General features: G+C 51.1%; 22 protein-coding genes and 1 tRNA gene. 10 read left to right on the top strand and 13 right to left on the bottom strand.

Annotation, left to right across the window (positions count from 1 at the left end; translation table 11 throughout):
• Window positions 1-194 precede the first annotated feature (194 nt).
• Window positions 195-1,295 carry an ABC transporter substrate-binding protein gene (locus tag KMZ15_RS04850; protein WP_223691156.1) on the top strand — a complete coding sequence of 367 codons (1,101 nt, stop codon included), beginning with the start codon at window positions 195-197 and terminating at the stop codon, window positions 1,293-1,295.
• 602 nt (window positions 1,296-1,897) lie between these two features.
• Window positions 1,898-3,376 carry a group II intron reverse transcriptase/maturase gene (ltrA, locus tag KMZ15_RS04855; protein ID WP_223691158.1) on the top strand — a complete coding sequence of 493 codons (1,479 nt, stop codon included), beginning with the start codon at window positions 1,898-1,900 and terminating at the stop codon, window positions 3,374-3,376.
• Between the two features lie 116 nt (window positions 3,377-3,492).
• Here the strand turns inward: ltrA and KMZ15_RS04860 are convergent, their stop codons facing one another.
• The gene (locus KMZ15_RS04860) at window positions 3,493-4,953 is read right to left on the bottom strand and encodes an SH3 domain-containing C40 family peptidase (RefSeq protein WP_223694712.1); all 1,461 of its coding nucleotides are present in this window, start codon (window positions 4,951-4,953) and stop codon (window positions 3,493-3,495) included.
• A gap of 270 nt (window positions 4,954-5,223) precedes the next feature.
• On the opposite strand from KMZ15_RS04860, the gene KMZ15_RS09000 reads away from it, so the two are divergent.
• The 4 genes from KMZ15_RS09000 (at window position 5,224) to KMZ15_RS04875 (ending at window position 7,796) form a co-directional block, all read left to right on the top strand.
• On the top strand, window positions 5,224-5,352 hold the full coding sequence (locus KMZ15_RS09000) for a tail fiber assembly protein (protein WP_223694714.1): 129 nt from the start codon (window positions 5,224-5,226) through the stop codon (window positions 5,350-5,352).
• 155 nt (window positions 5,353-5,507) lie between these two features.
• Window positions 5,508-6,602 (top strand): hypothetical protein, encoded by a 1,095-nt coding sequence (locus KMZ15_RS04865; protein ID WP_223691160.1) that lies wholly within the window; start codon window positions 5,508-5,510, stop codon window positions 6,600-6,602.
• A gap of 41 nt (window positions 6,603-6,643) precedes the next feature.
• Window positions 6,644-7,252 (top strand): hypothetical protein, encoded by a 609-nt coding sequence (locus KMZ15_RS04870; protein ID WP_223691168.1) that lies wholly within the window; start codon window positions 6,644-6,646, stop codon window positions 7,250-7,252.
• 7 nt (window positions 7,253-7,259) lie between these two features.
• Entirely contained in the window at window positions 7,260-7,796 is a 537-nt protein-coding gene (locus KMZ15_RS04875) for a hypothetical protein (protein ID WP_223691170.1), read from the top strand.
• On the opposite strand, the gene KMZ15_RS04880 is transcribed toward KMZ15_RS04875, so the two are convergent.
• Together KMZ15_RS04880 and KMZ15_RS04885 are read right to left on the bottom strand one after the other, a co-directional pair.
• Window positions 7,770-8,294: a hypothetical protein gene (locus tag KMZ15_RS04880; protein WP_223691172.1), complete on the bottom strand. Its 525-nt coding sequence runs from the start codon at window positions 8,292-8,294 to the stop codon at window positions 7,770-7,772. The genes KMZ15_RS04875 and KMZ15_RS04880 overlap by 27 nt on opposite strands.
• A gap of 37 nt (window positions 8,295-8,331) precedes the next feature.
• Window positions 8,332-8,541 carry a hypothetical protein gene (locus KMZ15_RS04885; protein ID WP_308710628.1) on the bottom strand — a complete coding sequence of 70 codons (210 nt, stop codon included), beginning with the start codon at window positions 8,539-8,541 and terminating at the stop codon, window positions 8,332-8,334.
• Between the two features lie 63 nt (window positions 8,542-8,604).
• On the opposite strand from KMZ15_RS04885, the gene KMZ15_RS04890 reads away from it, so the two are divergent.
• From KMZ15_RS04890 to KMZ15_RS04900, 3 genes are read left to right on the top strand one after another with little or no spacing between them, the layout of a single operon-like run.
• Entirely contained in the window at window positions 8,605-9,120 is a 516-nt protein-coding gene (locus KMZ15_RS04890; protein WP_223691174.1) for a hypothetical protein, read from the top strand.
• Window positions 9,121-9,156: 36 nt separating this feature from the next.
• Window positions 9,157-9,312 carry a hypothetical protein gene (locus KMZ15_RS04895; protein WP_223691176.1) on the top strand — a complete coding sequence of 52 codons (156 nt, stop codon included), beginning with the start codon at window positions 9,157-9,159 and terminating at the stop codon, window positions 9,310-9,312.
• A gap of 60 nt (window positions 9,313-9,372) precedes the next feature.
• Window positions 9,373-10,152 (top strand): hypothetical protein, encoded by a 780-nt coding sequence (locus tag KMZ15_RS04900; RefSeq protein WP_223691177.1) that lies wholly within the window; start codon window positions 9,373-9,375, stop codon window positions 10,150-10,152.
• 198 nt (window positions 10,153-10,350) lie between these two features.
• Here the strand turns inward: KMZ15_RS04900 and KMZ15_RS04905 are convergent.
• The 8 genes from KMZ15_RS04905 to rimP all read right to left on the bottom strand — a co-directional run bounded on the left by KMZ15_RS04905 (window position 10,351) and on the right by rimP (window position 18,295).
• Window positions 10,351-10,437, bottom strand: a tRNA-Leu gene (locus KMZ15_RS04905).
• A gap of 43 nt (window positions 10,438-10,480) precedes the next feature.
• Window positions 10,481-11,005 (bottom strand): carboxymuconolactone decarboxylase family protein, encoded by a 525-nt coding sequence (locus KMZ15_RS04910; protein ID WP_223691178.1) that lies wholly within the window; start codon window positions 11,003-11,005, stop codon window positions 10,481-10,483.
• A gap of 62 nt (window positions 11,006-11,067) precedes the next feature.
• Complete coding sequence (locus KMZ15_RS04915; RefSeq protein WP_223691179.1) at window positions 11,068-11,616, bottom strand: peroxiredoxin; 549 nt, start codon at window positions 11,614-11,616, stop codon at window positions 11,068-11,070.
• A gap of 232 nt (window positions 11,617-11,848) precedes the next feature.
• Window positions 11,849-12,859 (bottom strand): tRNA pseudouridine(55) synthase TruB, encoded by a 1,011-nt coding sequence (truB, locus tag KMZ15_RS04920; RefSeq protein WP_223691180.1) that lies wholly within the window; start codon window positions 12,857-12,859, stop codon window positions 11,849-11,851.
• A 47-nt stretch (window positions 12,860-12,906) separates the two neighbouring features.
• Window positions 12,907-13,275, bottom strand: coding sequence for a 30S ribosome-binding factor RbfA (gene rbfA / locus KMZ15_RS04925; RefSeq protein WP_223691182.1), 369 nt, complete (start codon window positions 13,273-13,275; stop codon window positions 12,907-12,909).
• A gap of 14 nt (window positions 13,276-13,289) precedes the next feature.
• Window positions 13,290-16,280, bottom strand: a complete 2,991-nt coding sequence (gene infB, locus KMZ15_RS04930; RefSeq protein WP_223691184.1) for a translation initiation factor IF-2 — start codon at window positions 16,278-16,280, stop codon at window positions 13,290-13,292.
• 91 nt (window positions 16,281-16,371) lie between these two features.
• The gene (gene nusA, locus KMZ15_RS04935) at window positions 16,372-17,847 is read right to left on the bottom strand and encodes a transcription termination factor NusA (protein ID WP_223691186.1); all 1,476 of its coding nucleotides are present in this window, start codon (window positions 17,845-17,847) and stop codon (window positions 16,372-16,374) included.
• Between the two features lie 13 nt (window positions 17,848-17,860).
• The gene (gene rimP, locus KMZ15_RS04940) at window positions 17,861-18,295 is read right to left on the bottom strand and encodes a ribosome maturation factor RimP (RefSeq protein ID WP_223691188.1); all 435 of its coding nucleotides are present in this window, start codon (window positions 18,293-18,295) and stop codon (window positions 17,861-17,863) included.
• 386 nt (window positions 18,296-18,681) lie between these two features.
• On the opposite strand from rimP, the gene thiC reads away from it, so the two are divergent.
• The gene (thiC, locus tag KMZ15_RS04945) at window positions 18,682-20,634 is read left to right on the top strand and encodes a phosphomethylpyrimidine synthase ThiC (RefSeq protein ID WP_223691190.1); all 1,953 of its coding nucleotides are present in this window, start codon (window positions 18,682-18,684) and stop codon (window positions 20,632-20,634) included.
• Between the two features lie 100 nt (window positions 20,635-20,734).
• On the opposite strand, the gene KMZ15_RS04950 is transcribed toward thiC, so the two are convergent.
• Both KMZ15_RS04950 and KMZ15_RS04955 read right to left on the bottom strand, forming a co-directional pair.
• A complete protein-coding gene (locus KMZ15_RS04950) occupies window positions 20,735-21,598 on the bottom strand; it encodes a DMT family transporter (RefSeq protein WP_223691193.1) in 864 nt (287 codons plus the stop codon).
• Entirely contained in the window at window positions 21,595-21,807 is a 213-nt protein-coding gene (locus KMZ15_RS04955) for a hypothetical protein (RefSeq protein WP_223691195.1), read from the bottom strand. The genes KMZ15_RS04950 and KMZ15_RS04955 overlap by 4 nt, the downstream gene beginning before the upstream one ends.
• Between the last annotated feature and the right edge of the window lie 302 nt (window positions 21,808-22,109).

Genomic DNA, 22,109 nt, shown 5'->3' on the forward strand with positions numbered 1-22,109 from the left:
GCACAATATTTGTGGATATCTCTGGGCTATTTTGCCTTGTACAAGGACAAATCTTATGTTCGGGCCACTGCAAAGTATGTTAAGCCATTTGCAGTGGCCATAGCGGCCTGAACTTCCCCAGTTGCGCCATTGGGAATCATCAGTGGGATTGATGTGCTAAGTGTCAGAAAAAACTCTGCATGGAACGCTTTAGTATGGATGATAAAAATCGGCCTCCCCCATCTAGCCGCAGAAACTGGATCAAAAAAATAGCTGCTTGCGGTGCAGCAGCACTCTGTGCGCCACACCTTACCTCCCCTTCTAGGGCGGCCTCCAAAGAAAAGAAACCTCAAAGAATTGTCATTCGCACTTCTGGTGGCAATGCACACAAAGCCTATACAAAAATACTATTTGAATCCTTTAGGAAAGAAACAGGTATTGAAGTAGTCGGCGTTTCATCAAAAGCGGAACCGACCGCAGAGATTAAGACCATGGTCGAAACGAAGACATACACGTGGGATATGGCATGCCTTAGTCATAGAGCGATCCATTTCTTAGGCTCTGCTTATTTAGAGCCGCATAGACTTGAGCACGATCCTGTCGTTTCAACCATTTTGCCGCAATTCATGACACCTTACGCTGTGGGTATTGATGTATTTACCACCGTGCTGGCATATCGGACAGATGCTTTCAAAGGACGCGCCGTACCAAAAACCTGGAAGGATTTTTGGGATATGGAGAATTTTCCTGGCCGCCGTGGACTGCGTAAGATTCCTTTCGATACGATAGAAGAAGCGCTGCTGGCTGATGGTGCCCTTCCAAGCGAAGTTTACCCTTGCGACCTTAACCGTGCGTTTCGCAGCCTTGATAGAATCAAATCGCATATTGCTGTTTGGTGGCAAAGTGCGCCAGAGGCTGAACACCTATTGAAGTCCGGTGAGGTAGATTTAATACCGGCTTTTCATGCCAGTGCATTATCGGCTATCGCGGCCGATGCCTCGGTAGCATTTTCTTGGGATCAACAGATTTATGGATACGATAGCCTGGCTATTTTGAAAGGCGCGCCTAACGCTGACGTGTGCCGTCAATTTATCCAATTTGCTAGCGACCCAAAGCGCCAAGCGCTGCTTGTGCCTTACGGAATTGGACCTACCCAGCCTGCAGTCTTAAGGCCAGGCTACATTGATCTGAAGTATGCCAAGCTTATTCCAACCTATCCAGACAATATCAAAAAAGGTCTGCCTAGTAATGGCTTGTACTGGATGACTCATCAACATGCAGTCATCGAACGCTTTAATCAGTGGATGCTAAGTTAGTGCGACCTGAAAGTCGTTTGAACCTCTGTCTCACAGTAATAGTACAACTGGACGAGACCGGCTGCTCCATCAGCCGTTCCCTACTCGGACATGCGGGGCTGGCAACGGTCCGGTGTGAAGCTCCGAAGACAATGTAACCACCGAGATATCGGTAGGCCGCGCTGTGAAGCAAAGCCGAATCTGCTAGCACTAAAGCGGAGAGGGGCTAGGGATGTGTGAATACGACCAACATAAGTGAACCTCTGCAAGTGCCGTAACATCCAACAGGCCAAAAGTGCTGGGCCTGAACCAACAAGGTAAGCGGTTAGGATTGGTCGCTTAACTTTCGATCAACATGGACGTACAACCGTCGGCATATAGGAGGGGTCCGACACGCACTGAAGTTCAAACGAAACAGGGTAAACCCGTAACGCTGCCGGAAACGGCAGGCAAACCGCAAGGAAAGCTGTTGGCGCTGCGGGCAGAGGATAGCGGAAAAAAGCATGCCAATCTGTAATGGGTTGGATACGGACTGCAATATAGTCCGGCACGAAAGTGAGCCAACTTCCGCTTAGCAATTCATAGCGAGATAACTTGACCAATCGTTACACACAGGAATGCAGATGACAGAGCTCGACACCTCAGCGCAAGCGAAAGGCGTCGGCAATGGTGCGCCTGTGCGCGAAGCCTTGAAGTGGGAACAAGCCAATTGGCCCCACATTATGGCGGAAGTGAAGCGACTTCAGGCGCGTATCGCTAAGGCAGTATTGGAAGGCAGATGGGGTAAAGCAAAAGCACTACAACATCTGCTGACCCGCTCGTACAGCGGCAAGATGCTCGCCGTGAAACGAGTGACGGAAAACAGAGGTAAAAGGACGCCAGGAGTTGACGGCAAGATTTGGTCAACTTCAGCGGCCAAATGGAAAGGAATGGGCTTGTTGCGGCACCACGGATATCGTGCCATGCCACTACGGCGTATTTACATTCCCAAGAGCAACGGCCTGAAGCGTCCGCTGAGCATTCCCTGCATGCGGTGCCGAGCGATGCAAGCTTTATGGAAGCTCGCTCTGGAACCTATTGCAGAGTGCACAGCAGACCCAAACTCATATGGGTTTCGGCCCTATCGCTCGACTGCAGACGCCATAGAACACTGTTTCATCGCTCTCGCTAGGCAATCCTCGGCAGAGTGGATTCTAGAAGGCGATATCCGCGGCTGTTTCGATAACATCAGCAAATCGTGGCTTTTAGAAAACATCCCAATGGACAAGCAGCTCCTGCGTAAGTGGCTTCAAGCCGGATATATCAGTGAAGATACCCTGTTCAATAGCACGGATGGAGTTCCGCAAGGCGGTATCCTCTCACCCGTACTAGCGAATATGACGTTGGATGGTTTAGAGGCAGCTGTTTACGCAAGCGTAGGTCTATCCGAATACGCCCGCCGACAAGCAAAACTCAACGTCATCCGTTATGCAGATGACTTCGTGGTCACCGGAATCTCGCAAGAGATTCTACAACACAAAATACTCCCTGCGATCAGGCAATTTATGGCTGCGCGTGGACTGGAACTCTCAGAAGAGAAAACCAAGATCACTCACATCTCGGATGGGTTCGACTTCCTCGGCCAAAATGTACGCAAGTACTCGGGCAAGTTACTCATCAAACCCGCAAAGAAAAGTGTTAAATCACTTCTGGATAAGGTCCGAGAAATCGTTAGAAGGTGCCGCAGCGCCACGCAAGAGGTGATGATCATGATACTGAACCCGATCATTCGGGGCTGGGCAATGTATCATCGCCACGTAGTGTCCAAGCACACCTTCTCACGGATAGACGCTCACATTTGGCAAATCCTATGGAAATGGGCAAAACGCCGACATCCTAACAAAGCAGTCAAATGGATTATAAAGAAGTATTTCCAGACCATCGGGAACCGTAGCTGGGTATTTGCTACGAAGAGTTGCTCCGGTCAGGGTTTGCACCTTACCGAACTCTTCCAGGCTAACACCGTCCCTATTCGTAGGCACGTCAAAATACAAAGCGCCGCGAATCCCTTTGATCCGGTCTGGTCTTCCTACTTTAACCGACGCCAAACTCAATCTCTGTAATACTGCCCGGTTCCAGAGTCTGGGGCTGACGAATTGCTTGAGCCGTGTGCGGAGTGATTCGCATGCACGGTTCTTGGAGGAGAGCGAAGTAGCAATGCTTCGCTTTTACTCGACACTCAACGCTGACTGCCGTCGTCGGATTGAACCGGAGTGTCCGCCGCGGGTGCTCCGAGGATACTGATCTGGAAAATCGGTTTGGCGGCGAGCGACTGCAACGCCAGATCTTCAGGAATACTTTCGAACAAAGGTTGGATCAACGTGCCACCGATGATCGCCCGCCAGCTATTATCGGCCGGGCTCAGCCCCCACACACCGTGATAGACCACCGGCACGGTTTGAGCGCCGCGCGTGGTGTTGCCGAGGTACAGCATTACGTGGCCGTTGATATAAACCAGCGTGCGCATCGGTTGCCCGTTGCGTGCGAGGTAATCGAGCCGTTCAGCCGGCGTGGCGATGGAAAGATCGGTTATTTGCCCAGCAGTCATCTGGCCGAACGAATTTCGTTGCAACCATATGCCGAAGGCAGCAAAGATGTTTTTCAGTTCGGATGAACAGTCGTTATACAGCCCCATGTTGCCCCAGCCATACGGGCGCCCGATCAGCGCTTTGAGCAGCGTCGCAAGATGGCGCGGCGTTGCGCTCCACGGCGCCGGTACGATCTGCGTGTCGCTCAATTGCGCAATGCTGATGACCGCCTGGCCGTCGATATTGCGGGCAGGAACGAGAACCTCGCGCATCCCGGGTGTCGTGCCAGGTCGGAGTGGCAGAACCGTGCCGGCCGGCGCGTCGAAGCGAAATGCCCCGTGACTGTCACGAACCGGCACCGAAGCGGTGATGACTGCCCCCAACGCCTGACGTGCGGTGTTCCTCCAGGTGTCGACGAATGTGTCGTCGACGAAACCGAGGTTGTCACTGCGCACCCAGCCCTGCACGTCAGGTGCCTGCACGTAGCACCAGCCGCCGTCCAAGCTACTCCCCCACACGTAAAGCGGCGTGCCCGGCCGAACCGCCGAGACTTGCAGGCTATCAAACGGGTAGCCTTGGCCCGCAAGACGGTGAGAATAGAAAAAAGGATCCATGGTTGGCAGTTCGCGCACGAGCAGGTTGCCGGTTGCAATCGCGCGACGCCCAGGTGTGTAGGGTACCGCGTGCTCGAACTGCCCGACGTCCATGTTTTGAGCGATTGCATCGATCCACGATTTCGTCTGAGGCCTAAGGTTCTGACCATAGCCGATATATCTACCGGGCTTGCCGGTGTTGTCGTAGACGGCGATCCGCTGAAGCAGCCAGCTGGCGATATCGCCATCGCTTTTGTCGTGCGCGGGCGTGTCGATGAAAGCGTGGTTCCAGGGCGAAGCGCTGTTCGCATCGGTGCCAAAATAGCGCGAGTAAAGCGCTTCGAACTGGGCGTGCTGATCACGTGCGCTCAGGAACGGCGTGTCGTAATCGGGGCCGAGCGGGTCGATCCAGTGGTCGACATCCTGACTGTAGGCGGCCATCGGAAAGAGGCTTATCGGATCGACCGCCGCAGGTGGGGCGGGCAGCACAGGCAGTGAGGCCACGCACCCGGCCAGCACGACGCATAGCGCGGCAGCCGGAATGTTCAGCCAAGCAAGCGAGCGGGATCGAAAGGGCACGGAGACGCCGGGCACGTGCCTTGGCGGAGTTGAGGTTTCTGTATGGTGCGGAACCACTGGGGACATAATGTTTGATCGTAAACGCGCGAGGCGATAATTATACGTTGTGCGCTTCGCGCCAGGGCCTTCCTTCTATCCAATCCGTATACTCAGAAGCTTCATTGAGCAGCGACGCGCCGCAGCAGGTTCATCGGCGAGATAGACCTCAACATCGCCACTGATAACGAAAAACAGCGCCTCAAAGCATGGAAGCTATATCGCGTCAAACTCAACCGCATCGAGCAGCAGTCCAGCTTTTCGACCGAGATCGAATGGCCTAAACCGCCTGATGAGAATTGAACTCAATTGTTATTGTGCCGACCGCTTACAAGTGGTTTTTTTTTCGTTTATTCAAATTTAAATCCTAAATCCGCTCATAAGCATAGAGCACGCCTGCTCAGCAAGTAGAAGCCAGAACCGAGGGTGATCTTGAAATTGAAAACGTACAGAACACAATGAGTGCTTCGGGCACTGCATCGTCTACAACAAAGAGTACCCTCAGTGGCGCTCAGATCGTGATTACGGATGAGACTCGGCACAAGGCGTTAACAGGGCAAAGTTCAGAGGACACCCTCGCCAGCCTAAACCGCTACCCAGCGCTCAACCATTCGGCGCTCGCACCAATTTTTAATCAAGCGGAGATTGAAGCGGGCTTTGAAATCGTTCAGGCATTGGGCCGGGAAGTGAATACGTTCATTCAACATAGAGCCAAAGATGCGGATCGTAAGATTCAGCAAGCTAAAAATAAAGAAACACTCGCCAATGAAAACGCGTTGATCCCGGAGGAGCTACGGCAGCAGTTAAAGGAAGACGCAGCTGAGTTGCGTGTGCAAGCGAAAGCGTTGAATGATAAGTGGGGTCCAGGTGGCCTCAACCGGCGGGTATTGACTGCGTTAACAGCCGCAGCCTCTGGCAATGTAACCGGTACAACCGCACAGTTCGTGCAAAGCGGCGTGGTGAATTTAATCCAGCAGCAAGGCGCAAGCTATATCGGCAAGTTGGTGCAAGCTAAGGCTCTAACAGAAGGCAGTGCAGCACATGCGACACTACATGCCTTAGTGGCAGCTGGCGGAGCAGTCGCTAGCAATCAAATCATAAGTGCTAGCGCGATAGGAGGAGCCACTTCCAGTTTATTGACGAACTTATTCAAAACAGATTCTGATGCAACGCAACAAGAGCAAGAAGCGAAACGCAATCTATTGGCGGGTTTGGTCACGGGTATTGCTGCAGCTGTTGGGCAGGATCCATCCTCAGCGCTGACGAGCGCGAGCATCGCGATAGAAAACAACTGGCTGGCTACGGAGCAAAAGGCCCAAGCCCAAAAAGAATTAAAAGCCTGTGAAGATAGTCTCGCCTGCGAAGCAGGGACAATGATTAAATGGACGGGCATTTCAGCAAAGCAAGATGCATTGACGATGTCAGGTCTGCTCAGCGGTTTGGCTGAAGCGGGTTGGGCGGATGCAGAAGGGTTAGTTGAATTTTTTACGGACCTGCCCAAGAGCCTAGCAGGATTGGCTTCTCTGATTACAAAGAAGTACGGGATCAAATAGGCGAAGCGATTGCCGCTGAGTTAGATGCCAAAATTAGCCGGATGCAGGTCGCGCTGGAGAAAGGTGGCGACCAGAATGCCGTGCAACTGGGTCGGGATTTAGGCAATTTAATTTGGCAAGTAGGCTCGATAATGATAGCAGCAGCTGGGGTAACCAAGCTCACTGCATCGCTGGGCAAGGCTGGAATTCATGTGGGTAAGAAAACACTGGAAGAATTTTCTAGCCTCTCGAAGTCTGAACACTTGGCGAAAGCGGGCGGCGCTTCTGCGGCTGATGGTAAACTCCTGACGACGGTTAGCCAGCCAGTGAATGCCTCAAAAGTCGAGGAAAAGTTACAGTATTTTTTTGGGAAAGCAGCAGGAACAGAGCACGGCATTGAGCGCTCCCGAGATATGCTGCGCCAGCTTGAAAGAATTGGGTTACCTGATACCCCTGCTTCCCGACAATACCTTTATAAGTCTATTTTAGAAGTTTACGGTAATCCAAAAAATATTATTAAAATTCAAAAAAATGGCCGTGCGGTACGCCATTCTGTGCTAATAGGACCGAAGGGTGGCGCATTGCTCGAAACGATTTGGGCAGGTAATCTTTTGACTACAGGAAAAATAATTAAGTCTGAGGGTGGTCGGTACGCCCACAAACCAAGATAGGAAAATAATGATGATTTCTATGACTGAATCTTTTGGTCGTGTGAGGGACCTTGAGCAAGCACTTCAGGATAAGTATGAGAAATGGCTAATCTTGGGTTCTAAGCACCAAGCAATTAATGAATGCTATGCGATTGAATCTGATTCAAATGAATTTGATTTTGGGCTTGGTGTGGCAATTGCACGTATGATTGTAAAACCTAAATTGCTGCTTGTCGAAAGACATCAAACTCTGTATGTAGCCTTTGATTCTTACTTAGCAGCGGTGTCTACTATCCAACCATCCCCAACTATTGAAAGCCGATTGTTGTGGCTAAATGGAGACTTTTTTGACATGGCACTATTGAAAAATGGAAACCTTTGCATTGTTCATGAAATAGGTGCGCAAGTTGTTACGAGAGACTTAACAGAGATATGGGATGTTCCCACAGACATTATTACAGATTGGACTATCAATGATGAACAGGGGATACTTTCGCTGACCGAAATGGACACAGGGAAAATTATAAATATCTCAATTTCAACGGGTGCTATTTTGCCAGCTTGAGGAGGAGCACCGATCCTCTGCTATAGCGGACTGCTGCGTTTGCTGCAACTGTCGATAGAATGCCCTTAATCCAAGCGTCTGTTCGCGCCACTGCCGGCAGACGCTAGCGTTGAAGGCATTGATTGCTGCAATCTCAGTAAGCGAAATATTGGCGGGTTCTCGGTCAGACTTGGCGGCAGGTCCGGCAGATTCACGGGTAAATGCGGCGTTGTAGTGGCGCACGAAGCCAACGTTAACGCCAAAATGGGCAGCATCAGCTTGCGTAACATAGATGGGTATTTCCTTAATAAGCGTGTCGCCTTTTTCTTTGATGACTTTGATGCGGTCGCGGTATTGAATCTCAACGTGAGTAGCAAGTTTGTACTGCGCTTGTGTAAGTTCGGCGTGCGCTAGAGCAAGCTGCGCTTTATAGTGCACCAATGCCGAGTGTTCTTTTTGAATACGCGGCCCATAATAAAAATAACCCGCGCACCACACACCGAAGCTGAATGCGGCCATTGCAAGGCCCAATAATCGGGGCCGTGGTGTTATCCAATCAATCCACATCTTGATTCGGATGTTTGTTAAACCAGCGCTGTACGATCAATTCGAGATAAGACTGCCCGAGAATCCCCAAAGCTGCGCCTAGGCCAGTGATTGCCATTAATGGCAATTCAGGGAATAGCATCAGGACCGAGCTAGCAGCGATGCTCAGCCCCGCCCCTACGATGATGCGCCCAATAATAAGCCGAGCGGTGTTAATCAGCGTGCAAAACTTTCCAGTTTAGGAGGGGAAACAGCGTCCAAAAGTTTCCACCCTATTTATGCAATGATCCGGCGAATTTGCCGGGGTAACTGGAGTGTTTTACATGGATATGATTTACGAGATAAGACGTCGATACAAAGTACAAAAGCAGAGCATCAGCGCGATAGCGCGAGAGATGGGTCTATCGCGCCCGACAGTGCGCAAAAATGTGGAGACGGTAAGGAGCCCAAATATGAGCGAGCACAGCCAATACGCCCCCAATTGGGGGCTTATGAAGGGCAACTAGAGCAATGGTTAGAACAAGAAGCAAAGTTTCCCCGTAGCCGTCGTCGTACCGCCCGTAGATTGTTTGAAGGGTTACAGGAAGTGGGGTACCAGGGTGCTTATGACAGCGTGCAACGCTTTGTTAAGGATTGGAAACTGAAGGCTCAAGGGCCGCGAGTCACACAGGTTTTTGTGCCGCTCGTATTTGAGCCTGCTGACGCTTGCCAATTTGATTGGAGCCATGAGCATGTCGAACTAGGGGGCGTTGGGCAAACAGTCAAGGTGGCACATTTTCGGCTCGCGTATAGCCGTTAGCTCTTTGTTGTAGCCTATCTGCGCGAAACCCAAGAGATGGTATTCGATGCACATAGGCGGGCTTTTGCTTTTCTAGGTGGTGTGCCCAACCGAATCATCTACGATAATCTCAAGACGGTGGTGGACACCATATTAGTCGGTAAGGAACGTCAATTTAATCGGCGTTTTCTGACTCTAGCCAATCATTACTGATTCGAGCCGGTCGCCTGTACGCCAGCAGCAGGCTGGGAGAAAGGGCAAATTGAGAATCAGGTGGGCAACGTACGAGAATGGCTATTCACGCCGCTTGTGCGCTTTGCTAATCTGGCCGAGCTCAATGACTGGCTGGCTATACGCTGCCGAGAACTCGCTCAACGCAAACACCCCTGCCATGCTGAGCGCACCATCAGCGAATGTTTCCAAGAAGAGCAACGATTGTTACGCCCAATCGTCGCACCGTTTGAGGGTTATGTTGAACAGATGATGCGAGTCTCAAACACCAGCTTGGTGCGCGTGGATAGAAATCGTTATAGCGTTCCGGTTCGCTTTGCGGGACAAGCCATGTCCGTACGTATGAGCGCCAACCAAATCCAGGGGTGGCCCAGGCTCAGGTCGTTGCGGCTCACCAGCGAGTCTTTGGGCGTGACCAACTTAGCAGGACGACGAGACGTAAAGATTCTTCCCCCAGCACTTGCTGCGCTAAACGCGCAAAAAGCCCATACTTTTTCACTTAAAAGCAATCCTGTATTCCATAATCCAGAAACCAATCAACGCTGGCAGGGCGACCATGAAATATGGAAGACTTGGCAATCAACTATACGACGTGCTGAGGTACGTTATCGCCGCCCTTATCAAACGCGGCACACCTATGCCTCGATGATGCTATCGGCTGGCGAGCATCCAATGTGGGTAGCTAAACAAATGGGGCATTCAGACTGGACAATAATTGCGCGGCGCTATGGTCGCTGGATGCCTTCAGCAGATGACAAAGCGGGTGAAAAAGCTATTGCCGTTTTTGCTAAAAAAGCTTTCACGGAATATCCGGATTATTAAAGCACCCCAGAGGCCTAAAAATAACTCGTCAGTTATATTTGGTCTTGGCTACTAACGGAGAACGATGGAATAAAACTATTGCACATTTTTGCTAAAAAATGCTGGCAAAAAGCTGTCTTTCTGTACCGAATTCCACCGAATTTCAGGGAAGAAAAGGACTTTTATAAAAACGTAAGTCTTTAATTTATAAGAATTTTTTGGTGCGGGGGGCGGGACTCGAACCCGCACACCATTACTGGCGTCAGGACCTAAACCTGGTGCGTCTACCAATTTCGCCACCCCCGCATACTGCCCTACTTCGACGGCTAAGCGCGCTATTCTAACTGATTCATCCCTCTTCCGCTACTATAACTAGAGCAGCGGCATTCACCACCGCTGCAATTCTACCTACATCACGCAACTGCGTTGTGCTCATGCCTTCTTTAACCAGCGTATCAAAGTGCGCTTTGACGCAAAAGTGGCATTGACCAATAATCGATGCGGCTAATGCATACATTTCAAAACGCCGCTTATCCACGCCGCCATGCTGCGCGTAAGCATTCATTCGCAATCCTGCTGGCTGCCCTTTTAGCTCGGCATCACCGGCCATTTCCAAATACGGATACCAGGTATTGTTCATGCCCATCAATGCCGCAGCGGTTAATGCGCCATTTTGTTCTTCAGTAGATAATTGGCCCGCACGTTTGATGATGTCGACGAGTTTGCCGCTTTTTGCGGCAAATGCGGCCGCTAATGCGACGCCAATCGCGTCATTGCCTTCTAGCGAAGAGCGCGCGATCGTCCCATCAATATTTAAGCGAATGTCCTTCGCGTAGTCGGGAATTAAATCCTTGATTGCATTTAAGAATTCCATTGGGGGTCCCTATGCGTGGTTAAAAAAAGCCCGTTGATGCGGGCTTTTTTTGTAAGTTCACGTTACAGCGTTGCGCCACCGACTGCCCGATTGCATGGACACAGTTCATCGGTTTGCAGACCATCCAAAATACGCAGGATTTCTTGTGGATTGCGACCCACATTGAGATTGTTGACCGAAACATGCTGAATCACATTGTCTGGATCCACAATAAACGTCGCACGCAGTGCTACGCCGGCCTCGTGGTCACGAATCCCAAGTTGGTCAATCAACTCTCCCCGGACATCACCAAACGCGTAGTGGTTAAGTTTATCCAGATCTTTGTGCTCCCGACGCCAAGCCAGTTTAACAAATTCGTTGTCGCTGCTGCCACCGAGTAAGATCGCGTCACGATCGGCAAAGTCCTTCGTCAGTTTGCCAAACTCGACAATCTCAGTCGGGCAGACGAAGGTGAAGTCTTTCGGGTAGAAGTAAATGATTTTCCATTTGCCCGGAAAGGATTGCTCAGTGATATTTTCAAATGCCGATTGCCCATTCTCTTCATGATGGTTGAAACCAGGCTTCGCGGCCGCGACGGTAAAGGCTTCTAGTGTGTCACCAACGGTTTTCATATAAGGACTCCTGTGCGTGTGTTAGAAATAAATTGGAACTTAAAATGTAGCAAGCAACTAGGTAAAAGTTTAAACCTATTAATTATAAAGTCCAATAGAATTTAACTAATATTCTAAGTGATTTTAGCAATCAGAGGGGAATTCCACGGGGCTTGCGCGGCGGCGGTGAATTCAATCCAGCACTCCCCTGCCTCAGCTAGCGCTAATAAACGCCGCGATAAAAATCAGTCGTTTATTGATTTGCAATCAGCCGCTCAGGCGCTAATATGCCTTCGATTAAACGCGCCGTCCCTAAAAATTGAGAGGTCTCGCCATAGACCCGCACCAGCGCCGTGTTGAGCGCTTCAGGTAGCGTGATGGGAGCTGACTCCAGTTCTACTTCAGCGGGCAAGCGTAAGCGTTGTCCTTGCTTAAAACGGTGCGTTAGATCGGCCGCCAGGCGCACAGCTGGGTAGGTTGAAAGTAAGGTGTCAGCGGGCTGCAAACACGCTAGACGCGCCGTATGAGAAGCGCTTGAAAGCACATCCAGCGTCACCGCATCGGTGAGTTGCAATGAGCCTACCCCGGTCCGGCGGAGCGCGCTTAGATACGCCCCGCACCCGAGTGCTTCGCCAATGTCTTGCGCAAGCACGCGTATATACGTTCCCTTACTACACTGCACGCGAATCCGCATTGTGCCTGTTGCGATCGGCATTGCGTCTGCTGCGATCGGTAATGGACTTATTTGAGCGGATGCAGGTAGCATACAATCGATCAATTCTAGCGCCTCAATCGTCACTGGACGCGCGTCACGCTCAAGCGTGATGCCTGCACGCGCATATTCATACAGTGGCTTGCCATCTCGCTTAAGCGCTGAATACATTGGCGGCACTTGCCATATTTCGCCTCGAAAGCGGGCTAGCACATCATGTACTGCTTGCAGTTCGCAGTGGACTGGTCGGGTCTGCACTATTTCGCCTTCGGCATCCGCCGTGGTCGTACAGACGCCGAGTACGAGCGTGGCTTCATAGAGCTTAGTTGCGTTCAGTAGATCGCTGGAGAATTTTGTGGCCTCGCCAAAACAGAGTGGCAAAAGGCCAGAAGCGAGCGGGTCAAGCGTGCCAGTGTGTCCGGCTTTTTTCGCCAAAAGCAGCCGCTTAGCGCGAATTAACGCTTCATTGCTAGAAAGGCCGAGAGGCTTATCAAGCAGGAGTACGCCATCCAGCGCATGCCGGGCAGGCTTGGTAGATTGAGCATTCGCCATAACTGTATGGAATTTATAGCGTCGTCAGCTGACTATCATGCGGCGCGTTAATCCTTCGCGCGCACTGTATTTGCTTCATCAATTAAACGTGACATCTCCGCGGCTTTTTCAAGCGTCTCATCAAAGAGGAAATGGAGCGTGGGCACCGTATGGATATGCAAGCGCTTAAACAGCAGATTACGCAAATGCCCGGCGGCATGGTTTAACGCTGTACCCGAGGTTTTCGGGTCCCCTGAGAGCGTAGTAAACCACACTTTGGCATGAGCATAATCAGGCGTAAGCTCCACGCTTTGCAGCGTGACAAAGCCAATGCGAGGATCTTTCACTTCACCGCGCATGATCATTTCAGACAAATCACGTTGGATTTGATCTGCGATGCGCGTGATGCGCTCAGGGTTAGTCCGTTTTTTAGGCATAGTCAATACAGCTTTTATAGTGTCCGTGCGACTTCCGTAATCTCAAAGGCTTCAAGTTGATCGCCTTCAAGGATATCGTTAAAGTTCTTAACGGACATACCGCATTCAAAGCCAGCCTTCACTTCACGCACATCGTCTTTGAAACGCTTAAGTGACTCAAGCTCACCGGTATGGATCACCACATTGTTGCGTAATACACGTACCTGAGACGAGCGTTTAACCCACCCTTCGAGCACCATGCAACCAGCAACCGCACCCATCTTAGGCACACGAAATACCTGCCGCACATCGACCAGACCAGAAATCACTTCTTTTTTCTCTGGCGCAAGCATGCCTGACATGGCCGCTTTCATTTCGTCGACGGCATCGTAAATGATATTGTAGTAGCGAATATCAATACCGTTGGCTTCGGCAAGTTTACGCGCTTGAGCATCAGCACGCGTATTAAAGCCGATCACCACCGCTTTAGAGGCAGTCGCCAGGTTTACATCCGACTCACTAATGCCGCCCACGGCTGCATGCACAACTTGTACCCGCACTTCGTTGGTGGACAGTTTTGTCAGCGTGTGCGTTAGTGCTTCTTGCGAACCTTGCACATCTGCTTTGATGATCAAGGACAGGTTTTGGACCTCACCTTCAGCCATTTGATCAAACATATTTTCAAGCTTCGCAGCTTGCTGTTTGGCTAGCTTAACATCACGGAATTTACCTTGACGAAAGAGTGCAATCTCACGTGCTTTACGTTCATCTGGCAAGACGATTACTTCTTCGCCAGCGCGCGGCACTTCGGATAGCCCTTGAATTTCAACCGGAATGGAAGGGCCTGCTTGCGCCGTTGGCTTACCATTTTCGTCCAGCATAGCGCGCACACGGCCATAAGCCGCGCCCACGAGCACAATATCGCCACCTTTTAAGGTACCTGATTGCACTAAAATCGTTGCTACCGGTCCGCGCCCTTTATCCAAGCGTGCTTCAATCACTAAACCCTTAGCCAAGGCTGTGACGGGTGCAGTTAATTCAAGTACTTCCGCCTGCAGTAAAATTTGCTCAAGCAATTCATCAATACCCTCTCCCGTTTTAGCGGAAACACGCATAAACGGAGCGTCGCCACCGTATTCTTCGGGAACTACACTTTGGGCGACCAACTCTTGCTTGACACGTTCTTCATTCGCGCCAGGTTTGTCGATTTTATTGATCGCGACCACAATCGGCACATTGCCTGCTTTAGCATGAGCAATTGCTTCTTTGGTTTGTGGCATCACGCCATCATCGGCCGCTACGACCAACACGACGATATCCGTAGCCTTCGCGCCGCGTGCGCGCATGGCGGTGAAGGCCTCATGGCCAGGCGTATCAAGGAAGGTAATAACCCCGCGTGGCGTTTCAACATGATAGGCGCCAATGTGCTGGGTAATGCCTCCTGCCTCGCCGGAGGCGACTTTAGCTCGGCGAATATAATCAAGCAGTGAGGTTTTACCGTGATCCACATGGCCCATGACCGTCACGACCGGCGGCCGTGGCAATCTCTCCGCATCATATGAATCGCCTTCTAACAACAATGCTTCTGGATCATCAAGCTTAGCCGCTAGCGCATTATGGCCCAACTCTTCAACCACGATCATTGCTGTTTCTTGATCCAGCACTTGGTTGATGGTCACCATCTGGCCTAGCTTCATCATGACTTTAATCACTTCAGAAGCCTTCACGGACATCTTATGCGCAAGTTCTGCCGCGGTAATGGTCTCAGGCACATGAACTTCGCGCACAATAGGCTCTGGCGCTTGAAAAGACGTACGGTCATCATGATGATGCTTGCGCCCGCCTTTAGGGCCTCCGCGCCAGCCACGGTCGACACCGCCGCTCGCATCACCTCGAGTTTTGATGCCACGGCGCTTGGCCGCATCGTCTTGCCAACTCGATGTTTTGGTCGGTTTCTTTTTATCCGTGGTCGCGGTGACACTGACTGGTTTTTTAACTTCTTTTTTGACCGCTGTTGCACCTGCTGGTTTTGCAGGTTTATGCAAGGTCCCTTTGGCAGCCACCGCTGCCGGCGGCGGTGGCGGCGCTACCACTGGCTTGGGTTCAACCGCGCGCATTGCTTTACGCGGCGTGCTCATCATTTCTCGAATGGCAAGTGCCTCTGCCTCAGCAGCAGCGCGCCGGCGTTGGATTTCCGCTTCATCAACGGGCGCTTTTGCGACCATTTCATGTGCGCTAGCGCTGGCTTTTCTAACTACATAGCGCTGCCCAGTCCGCACGACAGTTGCTTGCCCAGTTTGCGGTTTTTGCTCCGCGACTTGCGGTTTTTGCTCTGTGACTTGCGGCTTTTTCTCTGTGAGTGGCGCCTGCTGAGTCGATTGGCTCAGTACCTCTGCCGAGGGCTGCGGCGAAGTCTCAGTTGGCACTACTGCTGCTTGAGTTACCGCGGCAGCTTGTACAGCAGCGGCTTGTTTAGCAGCAGCTTGTTTGGCAGCCTCCTCTTCGACACGACGGCGCTCAGCTTCGGCGGCTTCCTCGCGAAGCTTGCGCTCAGCTTCTTCCTGTGCAAGCTGTGCTTGGCGTTCCTGCTGTTCCTGCGCCTGACGAGCGAATAGTTCAGCCTGCTGGCGCGCTTCATCCTCACGGCGGCGCTCCAACTCTGCTTCATTCACTTCGTTGGGCTCGGCCACTGGGGGCTCGCTAACACGGGTCTCGCTAACATTTTCGTCACGTTTAACAAAGACACGCTTTTTCCGCACTTCGACTTGAATGGTACGAGCTTTACCCGTAGCGTCAGATTGTCTAATTTCCGATACTTGTTTACGAGTCAGCGTAATTTTGCGTTTTTCCGCATCATCCGCACCATGGGCGCGGCGCAAATGCTCCAACAGACGGGCCTTATCGGCCTCCGACAGCGAATCATCCGTGCTTTTTTTATCAACGCCCGCTGCGCGTAATTGCTCTAGCAACACACCAGCAGGCATTTTAAGCTCCGCGGCAAATTGAGCTACATTATTGCTCGCCATTCATTCCTCATTAATTTCTATTTCCCGCCTAAAACAGGCTCTTTCATGCTATTGCTTGGGCATAGCCCAAGCGCACATCAACTCGCTACGCTTATTCGAACCAGTGTTCGCGTGCTTTCATGATTAAAGCTTTCGCAAGTTCTTCATCCATTGCAGCGATCTCAATGAGCTCGCTGGTATCCAATTCCGCTAATTCATCACGCGTTTGGATCTGGTGCGCAGCCAGTTTTGAAAGCAAGTCGGGATTCATGCCTTCAAGCGTTTTCAAATCAAGGGCGATATTTTCAACTTCCTCTTCGTTTGCAATCGCCATAGTCAACAATGCATTACGTCCCCGGTTACGCAACTCATGTACCGTAGCTTCATCCAATGCCTCAATTTCAAGCATTTCGTTCAGCGGTACATAAGCCACTTCTTCGAGGCTCGCAAAGCCTTCATCCAGTAAAATGTCAGCGACTTCTTCATCGACATCTAAACGGGCCATAAATAAATCACGCAAACCTGAACGTTCCTGCGCTTGCTTGTCAGCCGACTCGTCTGGCGTCATGATATTGATTTGCCAACCGGTAAGCTCACTGGCTAAACGCACGTTCTGCCCACTACGACCAATTGCAACCGCCAATTCAGCATCGTCTACAACCACATCCATTGCATGTTTTTCTTCATCCACCATGATCGACTGCACGACCGCTGGCGCCAAGGCATTAATGACAAATTGGGCTGGCTCTTCCGACCAAAGTACGATATCGATATTTTCGCCGCCAAGTTCATTGCGGACGGCTTGCACTCGCGAGCCACGAATGCCAACGCACGTGCCAATCGGGTCGATTCTTTTATCATAGGCAACCACCGCGATTTTTGCACGTGTGCCTGGATCGCGCGCTGCCGATTTAATTTCAAGCAAACCTTGCTCGATCTCAGGCACTTCGATATCAAATAATTTCATCAGAAATTCTGGCGCTGTGCGCGAGAGTTCGATCTGCGGGCCGCGGGCGGTACGGTCAACCTTAAGCAGCCAAGCCCGGACGCGATCACCGACTCGGAGATTATCCCGTGGAATCAGTTGATCACGACGCAACACCCCTTCAACACGCCCTGACTCAACAATCAAGTTGCCTTTATCAAGCCGCTTGATAGTACCGGTCATGATGACTTCGCCGCGCTCCAGAAAATCATTCAGGATCTGCTCGCGCTCGGCATCGCGAATCCTTTGTAGGATGACTTGTTTAGCTGCTTGCGCGCCAATCCGGCCAAAGCCAATCGATTCAACCAACTCTTCAAGATAATCGTCGACTTCGATATCCGGGATTTGCTCAAGTGCCTCAAACAACAGAACCTGTTTGTCGGGTTCTTGCAAGCCCGCCTCATCCGGCACCACCAGCCAACGACGAAAAGATTCATGAGACCCATTGCTACGGTTAATGGCCACCCGAATCTCTACATCTTCATTGTAAAGCTTCTTGGTGGCTGAAGCGAGGGCCGCCTCAAGCGCGACAAAGACAACCTCTTTACTCACGTTTTTTTCGCGGGCGAGCGCATCTACCAGCATCAATACTTCGCGACTCATTGCTTTATAGCTCCTAAAATTCTATTTGCGGCACAAGGCGAGCCTTATCAAGGTCAGCTAAGGTAAAATCTAGTACCGTTAACCCTTCTTTGCCTTCAAATTGCAACTTCATGGTTTCACCTTGAGGTTGCTGCAAAATACCTCGGTATTGCTTACGGCCATCCAGCGTTCTTTTCAGTGTGACGACTGCCTCACTGCCCGCAAAACGCTCAAAATCAGCCAATTTTTTTAGTGGCCGATCTAATCCTGGCGAGGACACTTCAAGGCGCTCATAATCCACATTCTCAACCGTCAGCACATGCTGCAGTTGGTGGCTCACTTTTGCACAATCCTCAATCTTAATACCCGCTGCTTGATCAATAAAGACACGCAACACACCACGCGCGCCATACTCAATATCAACCAGTTCATAACCCAGTCCATTGACTGTAGTTTCTATCAGTTGCACGTATTGACTCCACCCAAAGCTGCCTGAAAAATGGCTTAAGCGGCCTTTGCAGCGACACTGATCTGCTGCCAAAAAAAAATGGGCTCAATGCCCATCTGTTTTGCTAGCTACATGCTTTACCTTGCGTTGCCGAGCTTAAGCTCCCATTAAGTTTATAATTCTATACTTTTTTCAGGCCAGCGACAATCTGAATCTAAAAGCCGGGAATCTAGGCCATGCTGAAAACGCTCAATAATCTAAGGTTTAAAGCAGATAATGCAGTTAAATTGCAACGCCCATAAATAGTTCTTTGCGTGCTGCCAATGAAGCTGTAAGCTTGTGGCTTCAAGTGAGTCTGGGTCCTTCAAGAAACGAATTCGCACATAACTGCTAACTGGAGTGCTATTGTGACAACTACGAATACTAAACCAAAATTCATTTCCGCCACCGCGCTTGTTGATAGCGCGGCGATTGAGGCTTTGCCTAATTCAACCAAAATTTATGTGACTGGCTCACGGGCCGACCTGCGCGTACCCATGCGCAAGATTTCACAAGCCGATACTCCAAGCAGCTTCGGTGCCGAAAAAAATCCGCCGCTGTTCGTCTACGATACCTCGGGGCCCTATACTGATCCGCAGGCCAAGATTGATATCCGCTGCGGTTTGGCGGCCTTGCGCGACACTTGGATTGAGGAACGCGGCGATACGGAAGCGCTGCCGCAACCTAGCAGCCGCTTTGGCCGCGAACATACGGCTGAGAAAAGCCATACGGAGTCACAATTTACCGGCTCCAAGCGCGTGCCACGGTGCGCCAAAGCAGGCGCCAATGTTACTCAGATGCACTATGCGCGGCAGGGCATTATCACCCCTGAAATGGAGTTTATCGCCATCCGCGAGAACCAATGCCGCGCCGAATATCTAGCCAACCTACGCAGCAGTGGCCCACAAGGCGAGCGGCTCGCCGCCTTACTCGGCCGCCAACATCCAGGGCAGGCTTTTGGTGCGGCCCTGTCGAGCCAGCCAGGCTCAGTTAACAACACCTATGAAATTACGCCGGAATTTGTGCGCGACGAAATCGCCCGCGGCCGAGCCATCATCCCTGCCAATATCAATCACCCCGAACTCGAGCCGATGATCATCGGCCGCAATTTCTTGGTCAAAGTCAACGCCAATATCGGTAATTCAGCTCTGGGCTCATCAATTGGTGAAGAGGTCGATAAAATGACCTGGGCCATCCGGTGGGGTGCAGATACGGTGATGGATTTGTCGACCGGCAAAAATATTCATGAAACCCGTGAATGGATTCTGCGCAACAGCCCCGTCCCTATTGGCACCGTACCCATTTACCAAGCGCTTGAAAAAGTCAATGGCAAAGCCGAAGACTTAACCTGGGAAATTTTTCGCGACACCTTGATTGAACAGGCTGAACAAGGGGTAGATTACTTCACCATTCATGCCGGCGTGCTACTGCGCTATGTGCCAATGACCGCCAAGCGCATGACCGGCATTGTGTCGCGTGGCGGCTCCATTATTGCCAAATGGTGTCTGGCGCATCACCGCGAAAGCTTTATTTACGAGCATTTTGAAGAAATTTGCGCCATCATGAAAGCCTATGACGTCAGTTTTTCGCTCGGCGATGGACTGCGTCCCGGTTCGATTTACGATGCTAATGATGAGGCTCAATTAGCCGAATTAAAAACGCTCGGCGAGCTCACCCAAGTCGCCTGGAAGCATGATGTGCAAGTCATGATTGAGGGTCCAGGCCATGTGCCGATGCAGTTAATCAAAGAAAATATGGAGTTGCAACTCGATTGGTGCGACGAAGCGCCCTTTTATACGCTGGGACCGCTCACCACCGATATTGCGCCAGGCTACGATCACATTACGTCAGGCATTGGCGCCGCTATGATTGGCTGGTTTGGCACCGCCATGCTCTGTTATGTCACCCCCAAAGAGCATCTAGGTCTGCCCAATAAAAATGATGTAAAAGAAGGCATGATCACGTATAAACTCGCCGCTCATGCCGCAGATTTGGCCAAAGGGCATCCAGGCTCACAGATTCGCGATAATGCGCTGTCGAAGGCGCGTTTTGAGTTTCGTTGGGAAGATCAGTTTAATCTGGGCCTAGACCCCGATAAAGCGCGTGAATTTCATGATGAAACACTGCCTAAAGACTCCGCCAAAGTCGCGCATTTCTGTTCAATGTGCGGGCCACACTTTTGCTCCATGAAAATCACGCAAGATGTCCGTGAATACGCTGCCAAAGCAGGGATTTCGAACGAACAGGCGCTGGCTCAAGGCCAAACCGAAAAGGCGATTGAATTCAGGCGCAGTGGGGCAGAAATTTATCAGCGTGATTAAGCGACATAAAGCGTAATTATTGAAAACACGGCGAGCGGACAGAGTGCCGCTCGCACGCTTGCCAGCCATCCCTCTTATCAGCCGGAATGCACGTTGTCCTTTAGTGCTCGTATTTACGGCTAAGAAAAAACACACTACCTATAGTAAGCACTACTCCAGCTGTCTGAACCGCACTCAGCGTTTCATCCAGAAACACCCATGACAGTAAAAGTGCGATTACCGGAACGAAGTAAAGCATCACGCCGGCGATGTGTACTTCCACCCATTTAAGCGAGTACAAATAAAGAATGAAGGCCAGAAAATACTGCATGGTTCCCGATGCAATAACCAGCAGAACGGCCCCCTTCGGCAGACGCAGGCTTGCTCCGGAAAAAAACAGGAACACCGGAGCCAGAATGGCCGCATACGTCAGCTGGCCGGTGAGCAGTTGAAGGGGATTCATTGACTTAACCAGCCTGGATGAAATCACCACACAGAACGCGGCTGACAGTACACCGGCGAAAATCAGCAGATACCCGGAAAAACTTCCTCTAGGATTACCGGTTTCTGGGAATACAACCAAGAGGCTCCCCGCAAGAGCACCGACAAGCAGCAGAATAAACGTTCCCGCTGACTTAACTTTCACCTTCAGTATCAGCACGGAAAGTATCAGGATCATGGCTGATTCAAGGGAGAAAATCACCGATGCCGCACCGGCCGGAACCTTCTCAAGCCCGTACAGGGTCAAAATATAGGCCAGAAAGGGTTCAAAGATACCTGTGGCATACGCCCAGAGCGCTGGACGGTTCAGCGTCAGGCGGTTCCTGCTAATCAGCAGCACAGCCCAGGAGAACAGTGTCGCTGAGAGGATTTGGAAGAAGAATAGTGTTCCGGCATCCATCTGCTCCAAGCCAGCTTTGCTCAGGACTATGGAGGCACCCCAGCAGAATGCGGCCAGGAAGGCAAGGAGAAAACCTTTTGTCATATGGCCTTCTCTTTCACATAATAGGCACTGTCTTCGTTGGCAGCCGGGCAGCCGGCACGGTTAACTTTTTTGAGGTGGTGCCAGGTTGTTGAAATCTTCCTGTGATGCGCGATACCGCCGCGTCCAACTGACTGTTCGGTCATTGTTCTGATAGCATCCAGCGCCTGGGATGCGTTATCGTATATTTTTTTATTCAGCGCGAGCCTCATAAAATGACCTGGGGCATTGACGGCGTCTGTGAAAAATTGACTGAGTATCGAGTTGGAATAGAGGTAGTGGGCACATACATAAGACTCTCCTTTCAAAGAGAATTAAACAGTCCATCTTAATAATACACACCAAGATCGATATATTAAAGAAAGATATGTAACTCCCAAGGTCCCCTGCGTTATTCACCGACTGGTGCGATCCGCAGTCATACAATTGAGTTACGCGTCCCCACTGGATGCCAAACGGGCAATTGCGCAATATCTAGGCCGGGCGTTGGCGACACTTCCGGCGGACCAACTCG

This window comes from Mycoavidus sp. HKI, from assembly GCF_020023735.2.
In the GTDB taxonomy this organism is placed as follows: domain Bacteria; phylum Pseudomonadota; class Gammaproteobacteria; order Burkholderiales; family Burkholderiaceae; genus Mycoavidus.